Below are 17,325 nucleotides of genomic sequence, written 5' to 3'. Positions count from 1 at the left end.
TGGTTTCCTTACGGAGCGTAATCGTCGGCGGGTCGCCCGCGGCCCCGCCGGAGAGACGCTCCGGGAGCCCGGGTGCCGGAGGAACCCCGCATGGTGCGCAGGGCAAGCAGGAGAACGCCCATGTCGTCCAGGTAGACCGGATCGGGCAGCAGATCGGCCGGCAGCACCAGGTAGAGGACCGCGCCCCAGAACACCCAGCGGGGCCCTGTGGGCAGACCCGCGTGACGCAACTCACGCCGCGTGCGCACCAGTCGGACCAGGACGGCGACGGCGCCGGCCAGCACCGCGGCCGCGAGGACCGCGGCGACGACGAGCACCACGGTGGTCTTCTCCAACGGACCGCCCTCCTCCCGTGACCCGTGATCCGTGCCGCGGTCTCGCCACGACACGGCCCGCACTGAGCGGATTCCCGCTCGCGACGCCGGTATGACGGCCGGGACCAGCCATGCGCGCACGCGTCCGATGCCCCGCGGAATCCGCGTGAAACACCGGATCGTCGCAGGTCATCCCGGTGGCTCAACCAAGTGGCAGTGAGAGGTGGGGGCGCCTAGAAATGGTCATCAGCCTTCCCCTGGAGAGGATCATGACCACATTCTCCTCGTCACCTTCCTCGAACGAACCGGTCATACCCGCCGAAGCGGCCGCGGCCCCGCCCTCCGCCACGACGGCCGGCGCCCACCGGCCGGGCCGGGCACCCGCCCGCCCTGTCGTGGTCACACCGGAACCGGGGTGTTCCGTGCCCGGGAAGCCGTACGGCGATCCGGTCGGCGACCTGGTGCGCACCGCCGTGTCGGACCGGTCACTGGAGGATGTCGCCGCCCTCGTCACCGCGCTGGAGCGCTCGCCCGAACACACGCGGGCCGTGGTCGAGGCGCTGCGCGCCGCCGGGGTCGACCGGTCGGTGGAGGACGTCACCCGTCTCGTGGCCCTGCTGACCCGGCCGCCGCGTGACGCGGGCAGCGCGGACGAGACGATCCGCGCTGCGGCGGCCCACCGCTCCGTCGAGGACGTCACCCTCCTCGTCGCGCTGCTGCACAGCGAGCCGCTGGCGCCCCACTGCCGAGAGGAGGCGCTGCGGGCGGCGGCGACCGGCCGCTCCGTCGACGAACTGGTCGAACTGATCGACCGCCTGGCCGCCCAGCGGCCGGTGACGCTCGAGCTCCACCTCGGGGACGAGACCGGCCACCGCACGCCCGAGCCGGACGCCAGGTCGGTGATCTGGTCGACCCGGCTCGCCGCCGTGGCCCTCGCCGTCTGCGCGGTGACCCACTTCCCGCTGCGGCACGACGGTGCCCCCCTGTCCCTGCACGCCTTCGCCGTCGGTCTGTCGGTGTTCTGCACGGCGCTGGCGCTGGTCCTGGTGGTACGCCCCGGTGCGACGGCCCTGGCGGGAGCGGTCGTGGTCCCGGCGCTCCTGGCCACGGCCCACGCCTACGGCGATTCCCTCCCGTCCGCCACCCTGCCCCGATCCGTGAACCTGGCCCTCGCACCCCCATGGCTGGCCACCCCGACCGCCACAGCAGCCGCCCTACTGGCCCTGGCCTCCCTGGTCACACACATGACATCCCTCCTCCCCACCCTCCGCCGCCCCCTGAAGCCCCGCAGCACGACCGAGTAACCCTCCCGCGACCGCGGGCAGTCGTGCCGCCGGGGCGGCACGGGTGGGCGCGACGGCACCCCGCAAACGCCGGGCTGCGCAGACACCCCCGGCCCACCCCAACGCGGCGCACCCCACGAACGCCGTACCGAAAGCGCCTAGTTGTCCGATGCGGGCTCCCCGGCGGCGGGGCCCGGCTGTCGTGCCTTACCACCGACCTTGAACCGCTCCAGAGTACGAGTCAGAGGAGACACCCCCCGAGGCGCGGGAGCCTCCCCCGCGCCCAGGACCCCGGCGGATTCCCGGTACACGGCCAACGCCTCATGCGCACGCTCCGCCGCCTCCCGGTACAGATCCCGTGACTTCGTCATCGCCTCCAGAGCCTCGGCGTACATCGCCACCAGCGCCCGCTCCCGGACGAGTTCCTCCGCCGTCGTCAGCAGGCGCCACTCCTCCCGCAGCGCCGTCAGCGCGTCCTCCGCCCCCTCCGGCAGCGCGCGCGGCAACGCGTCGTACCGGGCCACCGCCGCCACGAGGTCGACCGGTTCCGTGCCGTCCAGGAACACCGCGCGTACGGCGAAGGCGTCGGCGTCGTACCCCTCGGGCGCCGGGCTGTCGGGCAGCACCACCGCGCCCCCGCGCGGAACCTCCACACCGAACTCCCGCAGCGCCCAGTTCGCCACCCGCGACTGCTGGGGCATGGCCCGGTGCTCCACCACCCGGTCCCGCAGCCCCGGCGGCAGCCAGCGCGCGAGCGGCACCCGGCCGCGCTCGTCCGGGGTCATCGCCTCATGGACGACGACATGGACGTGCCACGGGTCGCGCACACAGGCGCGCAGCAGCCGTCGTACGTCCTTGTCGTCCTCGGGCAGCGGGTTGATCACGCCCGGCCGCACTCCCGTCACCGGGTCGGCGTTCCACTCGGCGTCCGGCTCCGAGGGCCAGAACATGGCGGCCGGGGACGGCCAGGAGGGGTCCCAGGGCTGCTCGGCCTCGGCGACCAGGATCCAGTCCCGGCCCGCGTCCGTGCCGGGCGCGAGGCGCAGCCGGGCGCGCACGGTGACCTCGCCCGCGACACGCGTCCGGGCTTCGAACACCAGGTCGGGAGCGGTGTCCGGTGCGGGGAGTTCCAGGAAGTCGTCGATGTCCCGGCCGGCCTTGAGCCAGCGCAGGGTGTGCCGGATCGTCGTATCGGGTGCGGCACCGGCGTGGCGGCCGCGGGCCAGCCAGACTGTGGGAGGGACGGCGGGGCGGGCTGAGGAGGAGGTCGGCATGGGTCCAGTCGTGAGCGGGGGCACGTGCTCCTGCCAGTATCGCCGTGGCCGGCCGGAGGGTTGAGCCGGGGTTCCGCCGGTCGGCGTGTCGCGCGGGGTGTGCGCGGCGCACACGTGGTGACAGCGGTTCACCCGTGGTCCCGGCGGCGGGCCGTCACCACAATGGGTGCCGCGGGCGGGGCCGGCCCACCATCCGCACCGGGGCCGGCCCCGCCCGTACCCTGTCCCGGTGGTCCGGCGGCAAAAGCCCGGACCCTACCAGCGGCGCACCGCCTCTGTCGCATATTCCCCCGGAAAACGCCAAAGCCCTCACCTCGGTCGAGCACACACCGTAGCGTCGACGTCACGTTCGCGGTACAGCCGTGCGAGATAGGGGGATCCGGCGTGCCCGGAATCGACGAGAGCCTGCTGGAAGCCATGCGACTGCCGGGGGCGCGCGGTGCCCTGGTGGTCGACTGGATCAGCGGGCTCGCCCTGGGGGCGGTGGGCGAGGCACCCGGCGAGGACGCGGAGGCCACGGCCGCGGAGACCGCCGAACTCGCCCGCCTGGCCATGGAGAGCGGCACCCTCGCGCCCGCCGACGGCGGCGGGGCCGGGACGGGCAAGGAACCACCCGTCGACGACCTGATCCTCACCACCGCCGACGCGTACCACCTCCTGCGCTTCGTCGTCACGACCTTCGACAGCACGGTGTTCCTGTACCTCTGGCTCGACCGCGCCGAGGGCAACCTCGCCCTGGCCAGGATCCGGCTGGCCGAGATGGCGGACCGGCTGGTGCTCGGATGACCGCGGCGTGCACCGGCGAAACCGCGCCGGAACTGCTCGGAACCCTCGCGGCCGACCACGCCACCGGGGCGCTCTCCACGGAGTCCGGGATCTTCTACCTCTCGGCCGGACACGTCGTCCACGTCGAGTCCGCGTACAGCCCCGACCTCGGCGACCTGCTCACCCGCAGCGGCGCCGTCGCCCCGGCCGGCTGGTGGGACGCCGTCGAACGGGCCGGGTCCCGGCACCGCGTCGGCCGCCAACTGGTCGACAGCGGGCGCCTCACCACCGGCGCGCTGGAACTGTGCCATCTGGGCGCCCTGTTCGACGCGGCGTACTTCGCGCTCGCCCACGACGGCGCCACGCTCCGCTTCCGCCCCGGAGTCGCGCACTGGCTCGGCTCGGTCCGCCCCGTACCCGTGGCGACCGTGCTCGGCGAGTCGCGGCGCCGCCGCGACCTGCTGCACCGCATCTGGCCCGACCCGGCCGTCGACACCGCCCCGCTCACCCGCGTGCCCGGCACCGGCCCCGCCGAACTGCCGCCCCGCCGCGCCCGCACCCTCGCCCAGGTCGACGGCGCCCGCACCGCCGCACAGATCGCCGCGGCCCTCGCCCACCGCACCTTCCACACCCTCGTCGAACTGCGCCGCCTGGCCGCCGGCGGACTGGTCACCCCCGCGCCACCCCCGCCCGCCACGCCCGTCCACGCCGTCCCCGACGCGGGCGGCGCGGCGTGGGACGAGCCCGACACAGCGCTGCTGAGACGGCTCCTGGACGCCTTGGAGGCACTGTGATCCGCGCGCGCCGACAGCGTGCCGAAAGGAGACTGCTCATGGCCGTCGAGACCGACGTGCTGGACGAACTGCGTCGGCTCCGCACCCGTATACCCAAGCTGGCGGGCTCCCTCGCGGCCACCGTCGACGGACTCGTCCTCGCCCACGACGTCCCCGACACCGAACCGGAAGGGCTGGCCGCGCTCACCGCCGCCGCGCTCGGCGTCGCCCACCGGATGGCGGACGCCGCCGCCCGCGGCGAGTTCCGGGAGCTCCTGGTGCGCGGCAGCCAGGGCTACATCGCCACCTACGCGGCCGGCACCACCGCCGTCCTCACCCTCCTCGCCGACGACCGGGTCAACGTGGGCCGGCTGCACCTGGAGGGCCGGCGCAGCGGAGCCCGGATCGCGGAGCTGGTGGACACCCACAGCGGCCCGGGCGGAGGGCGGCACGCCGACCGGCTCACCACCCGGGACACCCCCGGGCCGGCCCAGGGACCGGCCCGGCCCATCGGCACCCTCCCGGTGCGGACCCCGCAGCGGCCCGCACACCGGCCCCGGCCCCAGCCCGGCGGCTGACCTCCCGGCTTTCCCCCGGGCCTTCCTCCCGGCTTTCCTCCCCGGCCGGACGCCTCCGTACGACCCGGCGGCCGGCCCGAACCACCTGTCACGACCGAAAGGACACATCCCATGGCCAACACCGAGACCTCGCTCAAGGAATGCCTCAGCTCCATCGACGGCGCGACGGCCGCCGCACTCGTCGACTACACCAGCGGCATGGCCCTCGGCACGCTGGGCGGCAGCAAGGACTTCAACCTGGAGGTCGCCGCCGCCGGCAACACCGACGTCGTACGGTCCAAGCTGCGCACCATGGAACACCTGGGGCTGAACGAGGAGATCGAGGACATCCTGATCACCCTGAACAGCCAGTACCACCTCATCCGCCTGCTCAAGGGACGCGGCGGGAACGGCCTCTTCCTGTACCTGGTGCTCGACGGCAGCCGGGCCAACCTGGCCATGGCGCGGCACCAGTTGCGCCGGATCGAGGCCGAGCTCGAGGTCTGACCCGGCACCGGGGCCCTTCGCGCCGCCGGCGGCACGAAGGGCCCGAGCCGGTCAGGCCGCCTCAGGCAGCCACAGGTCGGGGCCGAAGACCTCGTAGTGGATGGAGCGGGCGGGCACCCCGGCGTCGAGCAGCCCGCCGCGCACGGCACGCATGAACGGCAGCGGGCCGCACAGGTACACCGTCGCGTCCGCCGGAACGTCGATCCCCGCGAGGTCCATCAGGCCGTCGCGGGCGTCGAGCTCCTCCGGGCCGGGACGCTCGTACCAGAAGACCGCCTCCGCGTCGGGCAGTGCGTTCACGATCTCGCGGGTCTCGGCGCGCAGCGCGTGCTCGGCGGGCGAGCCGTCGGCGTGCAGGACGAGCACCCGGCGGGTGGAGCCGGTGGCGGCCAGCCGGGCGAGCATGCCCAGCATCGGGGTGCAGCCGATGCCGGCCGAGACCAGGACCAGCGGGGTGTCGGCCTCGTCGAGCGCCACGTCGCCGGCGGGCACGGACAGCATGAGCTCGTCCCCGGTACCGGTCCGCTCGTGCAGCAGGTCGGACACCTCACCGTCCGGTGCGCCGTCCGCTCCGGCGACCCGCTTGACGGTGATACGGCGCAGATCGTCCCCGGGGTCCGAGGACAGGCTGTACTGGCGGAGCTGGTGCACCCCGTCGGGCATGAGCAGCTTCACGCTGACGTACTGGCCCGCCCGGGCCGGCGGGGCGGGCTCGCCGTCGGCGGGGCGCAGCAGGAACGACACCACGTCGTCCGTCTCCTCGTGGCGCTCCACCACCGTCCACGGGCGCCAGATGTCGCCCGCCTCGACACCGGCCTCGTGGTACAGGCGCGCCTCCTGCGCGATGAGGGCGCCGGCCATCAGCCAGTACACCTCGTCCCAGGCGGCGGCGACCTCGGGCGTCACCGCGTCGCCCAGCACCTCGGCGATCGCGCCGAACAGGTACTTGTGCACGATCGTGTACTGGTCGTCGGTGATCCCGACCGCCACGTGCTTGTGGGCGATCCGGGACAGCAGGGCGTCCGGACGGGTGCCCGGGTCGGCGAGCAGCGCCTGGGCGAAACCGGCTATGGACCCGGCGAGCGCCCGGCGCTGGGCGCCACTGGCCTGGTTGCCCCGGTTGAACAGGCCGTCCAGCAGCTCGGGCCGGTCACGGAACATCGAGCCGTAGAAACGCGTGGTGATCTCGTCGAGGGCCCCGGCCACGGCGGGCAGGGTGGCCCGCAGTACTGCGGCGGACTCTTCGGACAGCATGAAGCCTCCCAAAGGCGGGACGGGGAAAGCGGGTTGGACCGCGGATCCGGACCCGGCGGCAGCACCTGTATAGCAACCCGACATGCCTGTTTCCGGGGGTGACGGGGCCGCCGGGGGCAACGCGGGACCGTCGTCCCACCGGAAGGGGACCTCCGGCCCCGGAGCCGGCCGAGGGACAGGGCCGACCGGCCCGTCCGGCGCGGCGGGCCGGCCGTGGTCCCCGCCGGTCCGGCCGCCCGGCCCATGCCGTACCGTCACCTTTACTGGACCGTTACCGGGGCGCCGGCCGGGTGGCCGGCGGGCGACGGCGTCGGTCGAAGGGACGGGAGGCACACGGGTGGCAGGCTCCGAGCGGGACGAGGACGCCCGCGTACGGCTACCGCAGCTGAGGCTGGACGAGCTGCTGGAGGAGCTCCAGGCGCGGATCGACGCGGCCCGCGGCACCCGCGACCGGGTGCGCAGCCTGCTGGAGGCCGTCCTCTCGGTCGGCCGGGAACTCGACCTGGAGCAGGTGCTGCACAGCATCGTGGAGGCCGCGGCGGCGCTGGTGGACGCGCAGTACGCCGCGCTGGGCGTGATCGGCCCGGACGGCAAGCGGCTGTCCGCCTTCCACACCGTCGGGGTCAGCGAGGAGGAGATCGCCCGCATCGGCCCCTACCCCGAGGGCCACGGCATCCTCGGCGAGCTGATCCGCCGTCCGGAGCCGCTGCGGGTGGTGAAACTCTCCGACCACCCCGCCTCGTACGGGTTCCCGGCCCACCACCCGCCGATGGACACCTTCCTCGGGGTCCCCATCCGGGTCCGTGACCAGGTCTTCGGCAACCTGTACCTGACCGAGAAGCGGGGCGGGGCGCACTTCGACGAGGAGGACGAGTCGGTCCTGTCCACCCTCGCGGTCGCCGCCGGCGTCGCCATCGACAACGCCCGCCTGTACGAGGAGTCCCGGCTGCGCGAACGCTGGCTGCGGGCCAACGCCGAGATCACCCACGGACTGATGTCCGGCAGCGAACGCGGCTCGGCTCTCGCGCTCATCGCGGAACGCGCCCTGGAGATCACCGGGGCCGCCCTCGCCGTGGTCGCGGTGCCCATGGCCGACACCGACTCGCTGACCGTGGAACTGGCCATCGGGCAGGGCGCGGACACCCACCGCGGGCTCGTCCTGCCCGTCGACGACAGCCTGCTCGGCCGCGCCTTCACCAGTGCCGCTCCCGTCACCAGCGCGGACATCGCGCACGACGACCGGGCCTTCCCGGGCCCTCAGCGGTACACGGACCTCGGCCCGGCGGTCGCCGTGCCCATCGGGTCGGGCGAGGGGGTGCGGGGCATCGTCCTGCTGGTGCGGGCCGCGGACCGCAACGCGTTCACGGACAAGGAGATCGAACCGCTGCAGGGGTTCGCCGCCCAGGCGGCCGTGGCGATGGAGCTGGCGGAACGCCGCCGGGACGCCGAGCAGATCGCCGTGCTCGAGGACCGCGACCGGATCGCCCGCGACCTGCACGACCTGGCGATCCAGCGGCTGTTCGCCACCGGTATGACGCTGCAGAGCGCCGGCCGGTTCATCGAGCACAAGGAGGCCTCGGAGCGGGTGCTGCGGGCCGTGGACGACCTGGACGAGACCATCAAGATCATCCGGTCGACCATCTTCGGCCTGCGTTCGCCCACCGACGCGGGCGGCGGCGGAACCGGCCTGCGGGCCCGCGCCGTACGGGTGGTCGGCGAGGCCGCACCCGTGCTGGGCTTCCCCCCGAGCGTGCGGATGGAGGGCCTGATCGACACCCACGTCTCCAAGGAGGCCGCCGACCACCTGGTGGCCGTGCTCTCCGAGGCACTGACCAACATCGCCCGGCACGCCCGCGCCGACCGCGCCGAGGTGGTGCTGGAGACCGACGGCCGCGAGGTACGGCTGACGGTCGCGGACAACGGCGTGGGCGTTCCGGCCGGAGGCCGCCGCAGCGGTCTGCGCAACATGGCGGAACGCGCGGAACAACTGGGCGGCACGTTCGACATCACCGGCTCCGCCGACGGGGGCACCACACTGCTGTGGCGCGTGCCGGTGGGGGAGCGGTAGGCGGCTCGGGCCTGTCCTCCGGACCGGGCCGGTTCCGGGGGTGGTGTCTTTCGGCCGGTCCGGGCGGGGGCCGGTGCGTGTGGCCGTGAGGCGGGGGAGGGCGGCGGCGCGGTGGATGTGTGTGCAGGGCGTCGTGGCCCCGGCGGGGGCCGGGAGGCAGGCCCTGACGGCTGTCCGGGTGTGCCGGGCGTCCGCCGCGGGTACTCCGGTGGTCGGTCGTCGGCCGTGGTGGCCGTCCGTCCACGAGCGGTGCGGGTCTCACCGTCGGTGACGACTGACGGGCCGTCGCGGCGCCGCGCGGCAGCCGTCGGCGGGAGGAGCGTCGCAGTGGCGGGCTGGACCTGGGAGTACGAGGGGTACGACCCCGCCGACGCGCGTCTGCGGGAGTCGCTGTGCACCCTGGGCAACGGATACTTTGCCACCCGGGGCGCGCTGCCGGAGTGTTCCGCGGACGAGGTGCACTACCCGGGCACGTACGCGGCCGGCGTCTACAACCGGCTCGTCTCCGAGGTCGCCGGACGGCACGTCGAGAACGAGGACATGGTCAACCTGCCCAACTGGCTGCCGCTGCGCTTCCGGCTCCCGGGCGAGCCCTGGCTCACCCCCGACACCGCCCCCGTGCTCGACCACAGTGAGACCCTGCACCTGTCCTCCGGACTCCTGGAGCGCAGGACGCGCTACGGCCTCGGCGCCGGACGGACGCTCCTGGTGCGCCAGCACCGCTTCGTGCACATGGCGGACCCCCATCTGGCGGGTCTGCGCACCGAGTTCACCGCCGAGGGCTTCTCCGGCCCCCTGGAGACCGAGGCGGCGCTCGACGGCGACGTCACCAACGCCGGGGTGCCGCGCTACCGGGACCTGGACGGCCGTCATCTCACCCATGTGCTCACCGGCACGACCGCCGCGGACACGGTGTGGCTGCGCTGCCGCACCCGCACCTCGGACGTCCGGATCGCGCTCGCCGCCCGGCTGACGGCACCCGCGCCCGTCACGAACCGGCACGACCGCCCGCGCGCCCTGCAGAGCACCCTTCTGGACCTGGCCGCCGGAGACACCGTCACCGTCGACAAGATCGTCACCCTGCACACCTCCCGCGACCCCGCGATCAGCGACCCGCTGCACGCCGCCGTCGACCGGGTGGTCCGGGCGGGCGGCTTCGACGAACTGCTCCCGCCGCACCTGACGGCCTGGGACCAGCTGTGGCGCCGGGCCGAACTGGACGTACCGGGGGAGGCGGGCCGCATCCTGCGGCTGCACCTCTTCCACGTCCTGCAGACCCTCTCCCCGCACACCGCGGACCTGGACGTGGGGGTCCCCGCCCGGGGACTGCACGGCGAGGCCTACCGGGGGCACGTCTTCTGGGACGAGCTGTTCGTCCTGCCGTACCTCAACCTGCACTTCCCCGAGATCTCCCGCGCGCTGCTGCACCACCGCCACCGGCGGCTGGAGCGCGCCCGCACCGCCGCCCGGGACGCCGGGCGCCACGGCGCGATGTACCCCTGGCAGAGCGGCAGCGACGGCCGGGAGGAGGCCCAGCAGCTGCACCTCAACCCCCGCTCCGGCCGCTGGCTGCCCGACCACTCCCACCTCCAGCACCACGTCGGATCGGCGATCGCGTACAACGTCTGGCAGTACTGCGAGGCCAGCGGCGACCAGGAGTTCCTGCACACCAAGGGCGCCGAGATGCTGCTGAACGTCTCCCGCTTCTGGGCGGACTCCGCCACCTTCGACGACCGTCTGGGCCGCTACCGCATCAAGGGCGTGGTCGGTCCCGACGAATACCACGACGCCTACCCGGACGCCACCGAACCGGGCCTCGACGACAACGCGTACACCAATGTCACGGCCGCCTGGGTGCTCGCCCGCACCCTGGACGTGCTGCGCGGCCTGCCCGAGCCGCGCCGCCGTGAACTCGCCGAGCGGACCGGACTGGACGTGAAGGAACTGGAGAAGTGGGAGGAGATCTCCCGCACCCTCCACGTCCCCCTCCACCACGGTGTCATCAGCCAGTTCGAGGGCTACGGCGAACTCGCCGAACTCGACTGGAGGGGCTACCGGCACCGCTACGGCGACATCCGGCGCCTGGACCGGCTGCTGGAGGCCGAGGGCGACACCGTCAACCGGTACCAGGCCTCCAAGCAGGCGGACGTCCTGATGCTGGGCTACCTCTTCTCGCCCGCCGAACTCCAGGGGATCTTCCGCAGACTGGGAATGAGCCTGGACGAACGGACCTGGCGGCGCACGGTCGACCACTACCTGCACCGCACCAGCCACGGCTCCACCCTCAGCGGCCTGGTCCACGGCCGGGTGCTGGCCCGCGCCCGGCGCGCGGACGCCTGGAAGTTCTGCCAGGAGGCCCTCCAGGCGGACATCGCCGACATCCAGGGCGGCACCACCGGGGAGGGCATCCACCTCGGTGCCATGGCCGGCACCCTCGACCTCGTCCAGCGCGGACTGACCGGTCTGGAGACCCGCGGCGGAGCCCTGTGGCTCGACCCGGTGCCCCTGCCCGAACTCTCCTCCTACGGCTTCACCCTGCGCTACCACGGCCACTGGGGTGTCCGGCTGCGGCTGGAACACGGCCTGCTGGAGATCGCCGTGCCCTCCTCCGGCCGCTCCCCGATCGAGGTCCACCTCCCGGACCGCACGGTCCGCCTCCAGCCCGGCGAGACGGACCGCCTGGCCCTCCCGGACTGACACACGCGCGCGCCCGTCCGGTCCGGGGAGCGGACGGGACGGGCGCGCGGTGGTGAGCCCTCGCGGGGCAGGGGGTCAGGCGCCGCTCTCGCGGAGCATGTCCTCGCGCTCCACGATCTTCACGCGTTCACGGCCCTGCGGCTCGCCCAGCGCCTTCTCCGCGGCGTCCAGGCGGTACCAGCCGTCCCAGGTGGTGAAGCGGACGCCGCGCTCGGCGAGGAACGCGTCCACGGCCTCCGGGTCGGGCGAGCCGGGGGTCTGGAGCCGGCCGGCCGCGTAGTCCGCCAGCAGGTTCCCCACCGTCTCGTTGGCGTCGCCCTTGGTGTGGCCGATCAGGCCCACCGGACCGCGCCGGATCCAGCCGGTGACGTACGTGGACTCCAGGTGCTCGCCGGTCTCCTGGATGACGCGCCCGCCCTCGTCCGGGACCGTGCCGGAGCCGATGTCCCACGGCAGCTTGGGGAGCTTGTCGGAGAGGTAGCCCACGGCCCGGTAGACCGCGCTGACGTCCCAGTCCTTGAACTCGCCGGTCCCCTTGACGTTGCCGGTCCCGTCGAGTTCGGTGCGCTCGGTGCGCAGGCCGACGACCTTGCCGTCCTCGCCGAGGATCTCGGTGGGCGACTCGAAGAAGTGCAGGAACAGCTTGTGCGGACGGTCGCCGGTATCGCGGATCGCCCAGTTCTCCAGGGTCTTGGCGACCATGTCGGCCTGCTTGTTGCCGCGCCGGGTCGCGATCGAGCCCTCGTCGTAGTCGATGTCCTCGGGGTCGACGATCACCTCGATGTTGGGGGAGTGGTCCAGCTCCCGCAGCTCCATCGGGCTGAACTTCGCCTGCGCCGGGCCACGACGGCCGAAGACGTGGACCTCCAGCGCCTTGTTGGCCTTCAGGCCCTCGTACACGTTCGCCGGGATCTCGGTGGGCAGCAGTTCGTCGGCCGTCTTGGCCAGGATGCGGGCCACGTCGAGGGCGACGTTGCCGACGCCGAGCACGGCGACCTTCTCGGCCTGCAGCGGCCAGGTGCGCGGCACGTCCGGGTGGCCGTCGTACCAGGAGACGAAGTCCGCGGCGCCGTAGGAGCCGTCGAGGTCGATGCCCGGCACGTCCAGCGCGCGGTCGGCCGTGGCGCCGGTGGCGAAGATCACACCGTCGTAGAACGCGCGCAGATCGTCGAGGTGGAGGTCGGTGCCGTAGTCGACGTTGCCGAACAGACGGATCTGCGGCTTGTCGAGCACCTGGTGCAGGGCGGTGATGATGCCCTTGATCCGCGGGTGGTCGGGGGCGACGCCGTACCGGATCAGTCCGAACGGCGCAGGCATCCGCTCGAAGATGTCGATGGACACGCCCGGTTCGGCGGCCACGTCGGACTTGAGCAGGGCGTCGGCGGCGTAGATCCCGGCGGGGCCGGATCCGACGATGGCTACCCGCAGGGGGCGGGGCATGGTCAGGTTCCCTTCGAGCGATGACAGGCGACTCGGTTGGAAGCCTAGACTGAGGCATGCCTTACCTGGTACGCGGGTCCGGTCTATGGGCTCATAAGCCTCTCTTATGAGGTCTCCCTGTCGGACCTTATGGCTCACCCCACGCCTCAGGGGACCGGCTGTTCCGTCCAGATGACCTTGCCGGCGGGCAGATAGCGGGTGCCCCAGCGTTCGGCGAGCTGGGCCACCAGGAACAGGCCGCGCCCGCCCTCGTCCGTCATGGCCGCGTACCGCAGATGGGGCGAGGTGCTGCTGCTGTCGTACACCTCGCAGATCAGGTTGCGGTCGTACAGCATCCGCACCTGGATGGGGGTGCCGCCGTAGCGGAGCGCGTTGGTGACCAGCTCGCTCAGGATCAGCTCCGTGCTGAACGCCAGCTCCTCCAGCCCCCACTCGGCCAGCTTCCGGGTGACCGCCGCCCGCACCTCGCCGACGGCCGCCGGGTCCGGCGGCACCGGCCACTGGGCGGTCCGGCCGGCGGGCAGCGCTCGCGTCCGCGCCACGAGCAGCGCGATGTCGTCACCGGCCCGCGCCGGGCGCCGGGACTCCAGTACGACCCTGCAGGTGTCCTCGGGGGAGCCGCCGGACCGGGACAGAGCCTCGCGCAGCCGCTCCAGGCCGACGTCGATGTCGTGCCCGCGGTCCTCGACCAGCCCGTCGGTGTAGAGGACGAGCCGGCTGCCCTCCGGCAGTTCCAGCTCGGCCGACTCGAACGGCAGACCGCCGAGCCCCAGCGGGGGGCCGACGGGCACGTCCCAGAACTCCGCACCGCCGTCCGGGCGGACCACGGCCGGCGGCGGATGGCCCGCCCGGGCCACGGTGCAGCGCCGGGAGACCGGGTCGTAGACCGCGTACAGACAGGTCGCCCCCGTCACCGGTGCGCTCTGCTCGTCCTGCGCCTCGTCCTGGTCGATGCGTCCGACCAGTTCGTCGAGCAGGGTCAGGAGCTCGTCGGGCGGGAGGTCGAGGGCGGAGAAGTTGTGCACCGCCGTGCGCAGCCGCCCCATCGTGGCCGCCGCGTGCAGGCCGTGGCCGACGACGTCGCCGACCACGAGCGCGACCCGGGCACCGGACAGCGGCAGCACGTCGAACCAGTCCCCGCCCACCCCGGCCTGCGCGGGAAGGTAGCGGTAGGCGATCTCCAGGGCGCTCTGCTCGGGCAGGGTGCGCGGCAGCAGGCTCCGCTGGAGCGTCACCGCCATGCTGTGCTCGCGCGTGTAACGGCGGGCGTTGTCGATGGAGACCGCGGCCCGGGCGACCAGCTCCTCCGCGAGGGCCAGCTCCTCGGTGTCGAACGGCTCCGCCTTCCGCGAACGCCAGAAGCTGACCACCCCGAGCACCAGGGCCCCGGCCCGCAGCGGCACGGTGATCAGCGAATGGATGCCGTACTCCATGACCTGCCCGGAGCGCTCCACGTCCTGTGCGTGCCAGCCGGGCGCCTCGCCGAGCCGGGGCTCCAGGACCGGCCGGCCGGTCGCGAGGCTGACGCCCTGCGGGGACGACGCGACGAAGCGGATCTGCTCGTCCTTGGGGTAGAGCGGGGCGTCCGCGCCGATGCCCGCCGACGCCGCGCGGCGCAGTACGCCGGCCGCGTCGGGGTGGCCGCCGGCCAGCACCGACTCGAACAGGTCCACCGTGACGAAGTCGGCGAACCGCGGCACGGCCAGCTCGGCGAGTTCCTCGGCCGTACGGGTGACGTCCAGGCTCGTCCCGATGCCCACCCCCGCGTCGTACAGCATGTCGAGCCGCTCGCGTGACGCCTCCGCCCGGCCGGACAGGGCGCGCAGTTCGGTGGAGTCGCGGACCGTGGCCACGCTGCCGGGCGGGCCGCCGGCCCGGTCGGTGGGCCGCTGGTTGACCGCCAGCAGCCGGTCGGCCACCAGATGCACCTCGTCCGTGACGACGCGGCCCGAGGACAGCAGCTCGGCGGTGCCGGGGTCCAGACCGATGTCCGGCACGGGCCGGCCCTCGGCGTCCTCGGGCAGGCCGAGCAGCCGGCGCGCCTCGTCGTTGGCGAGCATGAGCGTCCCGTCCCCGTCGACGATGATCACTCCTTCGCGCACCGCGTGCAGCACCGCGTCGTGGTGTTCGTACATCCGGGTCATCTCGCGCGGGCCCAGGCCATGGGTCTGGCGCAGCAGCCGTCTGCTCACCAGGGCCGCGCCGCCGGTCGCCAGGGCGAGCGCGGCGAGCGCCGCGCTCAGGACGAGGGGCAGCTGGTCCTCCGCCGCCCCGCCGACGTGCTCGGTCGTGATGCCGGCCGACACCAGGCCCACCACCTCGCCGCCGGCGTCCTTCACCGGCACCACCGCCTGCACCAGCTGTCCGATGGTGCCCTCGACCTCCTCCACCACCGGCTCACCGGCCAGCGCGGGCCCGATGGTGCCGACGAACTTCTTGCCGATGCGGTCCGGACTGGGGTGCGTGTAGCGGATGCCGTCGGTGTTCATGACGACGATGAAGTCGACGTCCGCCTGCTCGCGGGCCGCCGTGGCATGCGGCTGGAGCGCGGCCGTGGGGTCGGGGGACTCCAGCGCCTCGACGATGCCCGGCGCGTTCGCGAAGGTCTCCGCGACGGCGAGCGAGCGGTTGCGGGCCTCCTGCGTGCTGTCCCGCCGTACCTGGAGCACCAGCGCCACGACGGCGGCCACGACCAGCAGCAGCACGATCACCAGGTGCAGCACGAACACCTGTCCGGCGACGCTGCGTCCGCTCAGCACCGACCGCGGCCCCGCCGCCGGATGCCACCGGGAGCGGCCGTCCGCGTCCCGCCGGCGCCGGACGGACGCCGCGGCACCGGGCCGCAGGGACGACCGGGGCCGGGATCGACCCATGAGTCGGACCATGTGCCATGTCTACACTGCCGCGCCACGCGAGGCGAGGGACGGCACCCGCCCGACCGGCGGGTCGTCACGTCACGGGTTCCCCCGGGTCGCGCGCGGCCGTCCCCCGTTGACCGCGCGCGACCCTCCCCCCGGCGCGCGACTCGTCCCCCGAAGGTCGCGCGCGTTCCTCGACCGGGCCACCCCGGGCTGTGTCTGTTTCAGGAAACCCGGCCCCGCCGGCTCAGTCGGCCAGGGCGCGGGCCAGCTCCGTGGTGGCGCGGGCGATCTCGGTGTCCGGCTCGGCCAGCAGCCGGTTCAGGTCGCCGCGCCGGGCGCGCACCGCCTGCCGGGCGGCCCGCTCCCACACCACCGGGTTCTCCCTGCGGCTGAGCAGCTTGGGGTACGCGGCGGCGGTGCTCTCCCACTGCCGGGCGTCGGCGATGGCCTTGAGCAGCTGGATGATCCCGGCCCGGCAGGTGACCTGCGGAAGCTGGGCCAGTTCCCAGAGGAAGGGGACCGTGGCGGCGGTCGCCTGTTCCGTGACGAAGCCGTACTGGCAGATCCGTTTCCGCAGATCCTCCAGGGCGGCGCGGGCGGTGCAGGTGTCCCCCCAGGCGATGCCGTTCAGCAGCAGGGGGATGGCCGCCGCCGAACCGGTGGAGTCCTGCATGTCGGCCCACGGCACGCGGGACAGTGCCGTGAGGGGCGTGGTCCGTGCCACTCCGGTGGGGGACGTGTGGCGCACAGGGCGCTCGCTGCTCGGCTGTTCCGTAGAAGCGCTGCGCATGGCGTGGGTGCCTTTCCGCGGCAGTCGTGTCAGATGGGGGGTCGGGTCGACGACCGGGTCCGTACCGTCCTGCCCGCCGGAGGGGTGGGGCGGCACCGGGCGTGCGGACGGACGGGCGGTCGTCGGGGGCGGAGACGGTGAGCGGCGGGTGCGCGGGCTCCGGGCGGAACCCGCGCCGGATGTCCGGCGCACCCGCACACCGCGGTGCCACGTGCGTCACGGCGATGGCGGCCGGGAGCGCTGTCCGGATCGGGTCGCGGGGAGTCCGCGGCGCCCTGTGGGCGCCGGTGGGCGGGGTCCGGCGCGTGCGGCCGTGAGGCGGAGGAGGGCGCCGACGCGAGGGGGGTCCCTCCCGCGCGAGCGCGGTCGGGCGTGGGGGAGCCGGCGACCGGGGGCGGCGCGGCCGGGGGAGTGCGTGCCGGGCCCCGTGTCCGCGACGTGGTCCGGGCGGCACCCCCTGGCCCGGTGATCACGAGGGTGGCGTCGTCGCGGTGGCGGCCGAGCGGCCGGAGTAACGGATGCGCAGGTGATGACACGGCATCTCCCCGATGCGACGTCAGGACGGGGCGCCAGCACAGGGGTTGACGCCGCAGCTATTATCCACGCTGACAGCGCTCGCGTGCAATTGCACGAGAAATTGCGCGAGATTTTTTCCCGGTGCGGGGGGGGGGGACCCCCGCCCCCCCCCCGCCGCCCCCGGGACACCCAACGCTCAACCGGGCCCCGCGTTGGCCACCCCAGG

The 17,325-nt window shown here is 73.8% G+C and carries 13 protein-coding genes; 7 read left to right on the top strand and 6 right to left on the bottom strand.

The genetic code is table 11. The annotated features are described in order from the left end of the window. Positions 1-8: 8 nt before the first annotated feature. Positions 9-335, bottom strand: a complete 327-nt coding sequence (locus ACFV5H_RS34425) for a YkvA family protein (protein WP_385056362.1) — start codon at positions 333-335, stop codon at positions 9-11. 248 nt (positions 336-583) lie between these two features. Here ACFV5H_RS34425 and ACFV5H_RS34420 point away from each other — a divergent pair, with 248 nt between their 5' ends. Further along, entirely contained in the window at positions 584-1,618 is a 1,035-nt protein-coding gene (locus ACFV5H_RS34420; RefSeq protein ID WP_385198687.1) for a hypothetical protein, read from the top strand. Between the two features lie 137 nt (positions 1,619-1,755). Here ACFV5H_RS34420 and ACFV5H_RS34415 read toward each other — a convergent pair whose 3' ends face one another. After that, positions 1,756-2,871, bottom strand: coding sequence for a hypothetical protein (locus ACFV5H_RS34415; protein ID WP_385198686.1), 1,116 nt, complete (start codon positions 2,869-2,871; stop codon positions 1,756-1,758). A gap of 384 nt (positions 2,872-3,255) precedes the next feature. Between ACFV5H_RS34415 and ACFV5H_RS34410 the strand changes: the two genes are divergently transcribed. The 4 genes from ACFV5H_RS34410 (at position 3,256) to ACFV5H_RS34395 (ending at position 5,473) form a co-directional block, all read left to right on the top strand. Next, the gene (locus ACFV5H_RS34410) at positions 3,256-3,657 is read left to right on the top strand and encodes a hypothetical protein (protein WP_385056354.1); all 402 of its coding nucleotides are present in this window, start codon (positions 3,256-3,258) and stop codon (positions 3,655-3,657) included. Beyond that, positions 3,654-4,430, top strand: coding sequence for a hypothetical protein (locus ACFV5H_RS34405; RefSeq protein ID WP_385056351.1), 777 nt, complete (start codon positions 3,654-3,656; stop codon positions 4,428-4,430). Before ACFV5H_RS34410 ends, ACFV5H_RS34405 begins: the two co-directional genes overlap by 4 nt. Before the next feature lie 38 nt (positions 4,431-4,468). Continuing rightward, positions 4,469-4,987 (top strand): roadblock/LC7 domain-containing protein, encoded by a 519-nt coding sequence (locus tag ACFV5H_RS34400; protein WP_385056349.1) that lies wholly within the window; start codon positions 4,469-4,471, stop codon positions 4,985-4,987. A gap of 111 nt (positions 4,988-5,098) precedes the next feature. Next, positions 5,099-5,473, top strand: a complete 375-nt coding sequence (locus tag ACFV5H_RS34395) for a hypothetical protein (RefSeq protein ID WP_385056346.1) — start codon at positions 5,099-5,101, stop codon at positions 5,471-5,473. Between the two features lie 51 nt (positions 5,474-5,524). On the opposite strand, the gene ACFV5H_RS34390 is transcribed toward ACFV5H_RS34395, so the two are convergent. Beyond that, on the bottom strand, positions 5,525-6,727 hold the full coding sequence (locus ACFV5H_RS34390; protein ID WP_385056344.1) for a globin domain-containing protein: 1,203 nt from the start codon (positions 6,725-6,727) through the stop codon (positions 5,525-5,527). Positions 6,728-7,064: 337 nt separating this feature from the next. Between ACFV5H_RS34390 and ACFV5H_RS34385 the strand changes: the two genes are divergently transcribed. Both ACFV5H_RS34385 and ACFV5H_RS34380 read left to right on the top strand, forming a co-directional pair. Then, complete coding sequence (locus ACFV5H_RS34385; RefSeq protein ID WP_385056341.1) at positions 7,065-8,795, top strand: GAF domain-containing protein; 1,731 nt, start codon at positions 7,065-7,067, stop codon at positions 8,793-8,795. A 327-nt stretch (positions 8,796-9,122) separates the two neighbouring features. Then, positions 9,123-11,492, top strand: a complete 2,370-nt coding sequence (locus ACFV5H_RS34380; RefSeq protein ID WP_385056338.1) for a glycoside hydrolase family 65 protein — start codon at positions 9,123-9,125, stop codon at positions 11,490-11,492. Between the two features lie 75 nt (positions 11,493-11,567). Here the strand turns inward: ACFV5H_RS34380 and ACFV5H_RS34375 are convergent, their stop codons facing one another. The 3 genes from ACFV5H_RS34375 to ACFV5H_RS34365 form a co-directional block, all read right to left on the bottom strand. Then, on the bottom strand, positions 11,568-12,932 hold the full coding sequence (locus ACFV5H_RS34375; RefSeq protein WP_385198684.1) for an FAD-dependent oxidoreductase: 1,365 nt from the start codon (positions 12,930-12,932) through the stop codon (positions 11,568-11,570). 146 nt (positions 12,933-13,078) lie between these two features. Further along, a complete protein-coding gene (locus tag ACFV5H_RS34370; RefSeq protein ID WP_385198682.1) occupies positions 13,079-15,817 on the bottom strand; it encodes a SpoIIE family protein phosphatase in 2,739 nt (912 codons plus the stop codon). Between the two features lie 220 nt (positions 15,818-16,037). Next, positions 16,038-16,583 carry a hypothetical protein gene (locus tag ACFV5H_RS34365; protein WP_385056330.1) on the bottom strand — a complete coding sequence of 182 codons (546 nt, stop codon included), beginning with the start codon at positions 16,581-16,583 and terminating at the stop codon, positions 16,038-16,040. Positions 16,584-17,325: the final 742 nt, after the last annotated feature.

The sequence above is a fragment of the Streptomyces sp. NPDC059787 genome, assembly GCF_042732315.1.
Classification (GTDB): Bacteria; Actinomycetota; Actinomycetes; order Streptomycetales; family Streptomycetaceae; genus Streptomyces; species Streptomyces atrovirens.
Note: the sequence above shows the minus strand (reverse complement) of the source record. Positions and strands in the feature narration are given on the sequence as shown.

What these genes read in the sequence shown, in the direction of transcription:
- ACFV5H_RS34420 (WP_385198687.1), top strand. Translation starts at nt 584, where the DNA reads ATGACCACATTCTCCTCGTCACCTTCCTCGAACGAACCGGTCATACCC.
- ACFV5H_RS34415 (WP_385198686.1), bottom strand. Translation starts at nt 2,871, where the DNA reads ATGCCGACCTCCTCCTCAGCCCGCCCCGCCGTCCCTCCCACAGTCTGG.
- ACFV5H_RS34405 (WP_385056351.1), top strand. Translation starts at nt 3,654, where the DNA reads ATGACCGCGGCGTGCACCGGCGAAACCGCGCCGGAACTGCTCGGAACC.
- ACFV5H_RS34400 (WP_385056349.1), top strand. Translation starts at nt 4,469, where the DNA reads ATGGCCGTCGAGACCGACGTGCTGGACGAACTGCGTCGGCTCCGCACC.
- ACFV5H_RS34395 (WP_385056346.1), top strand. Translation starts at nt 5,099, where the DNA reads ATGGCCAACACCGAGACCTCGCTCAAGGAATGCCTCAGCTCCATCGAC.
- ACFV5H_RS34390 (WP_385056344.1), bottom strand. Translation starts at nt 6,727, where the DNA reads ATGCTGTCCGAAGAGTCCGCCGCAGTACTGCGGGCCACCCTGCCCGCC.
- ACFV5H_RS34375 (WP_385198684.1), bottom strand. Translation starts at nt 12,932, where the DNA reads ATGCCCCGCCCCCTGCGGGTAGCCATCGTCGGATCCGGCCCCGCCGGG.
- ACFV5H_RS34370 (WP_385198682.1), bottom strand. Translation starts at nt 15,817, where the DNA reads ATGGTCCGACTCATGGGTCGATCCCGGCCCCGGTCGTCCCTGCGGCCC.
- ACFV5H_RS34365 (WP_385056330.1), bottom strand. Translation starts at nt 16,583, where the DNA reads ATGCGCAGCGCTTCTACGGAACAGCCGAGCAGCGAGCGCCCTGTGCGC.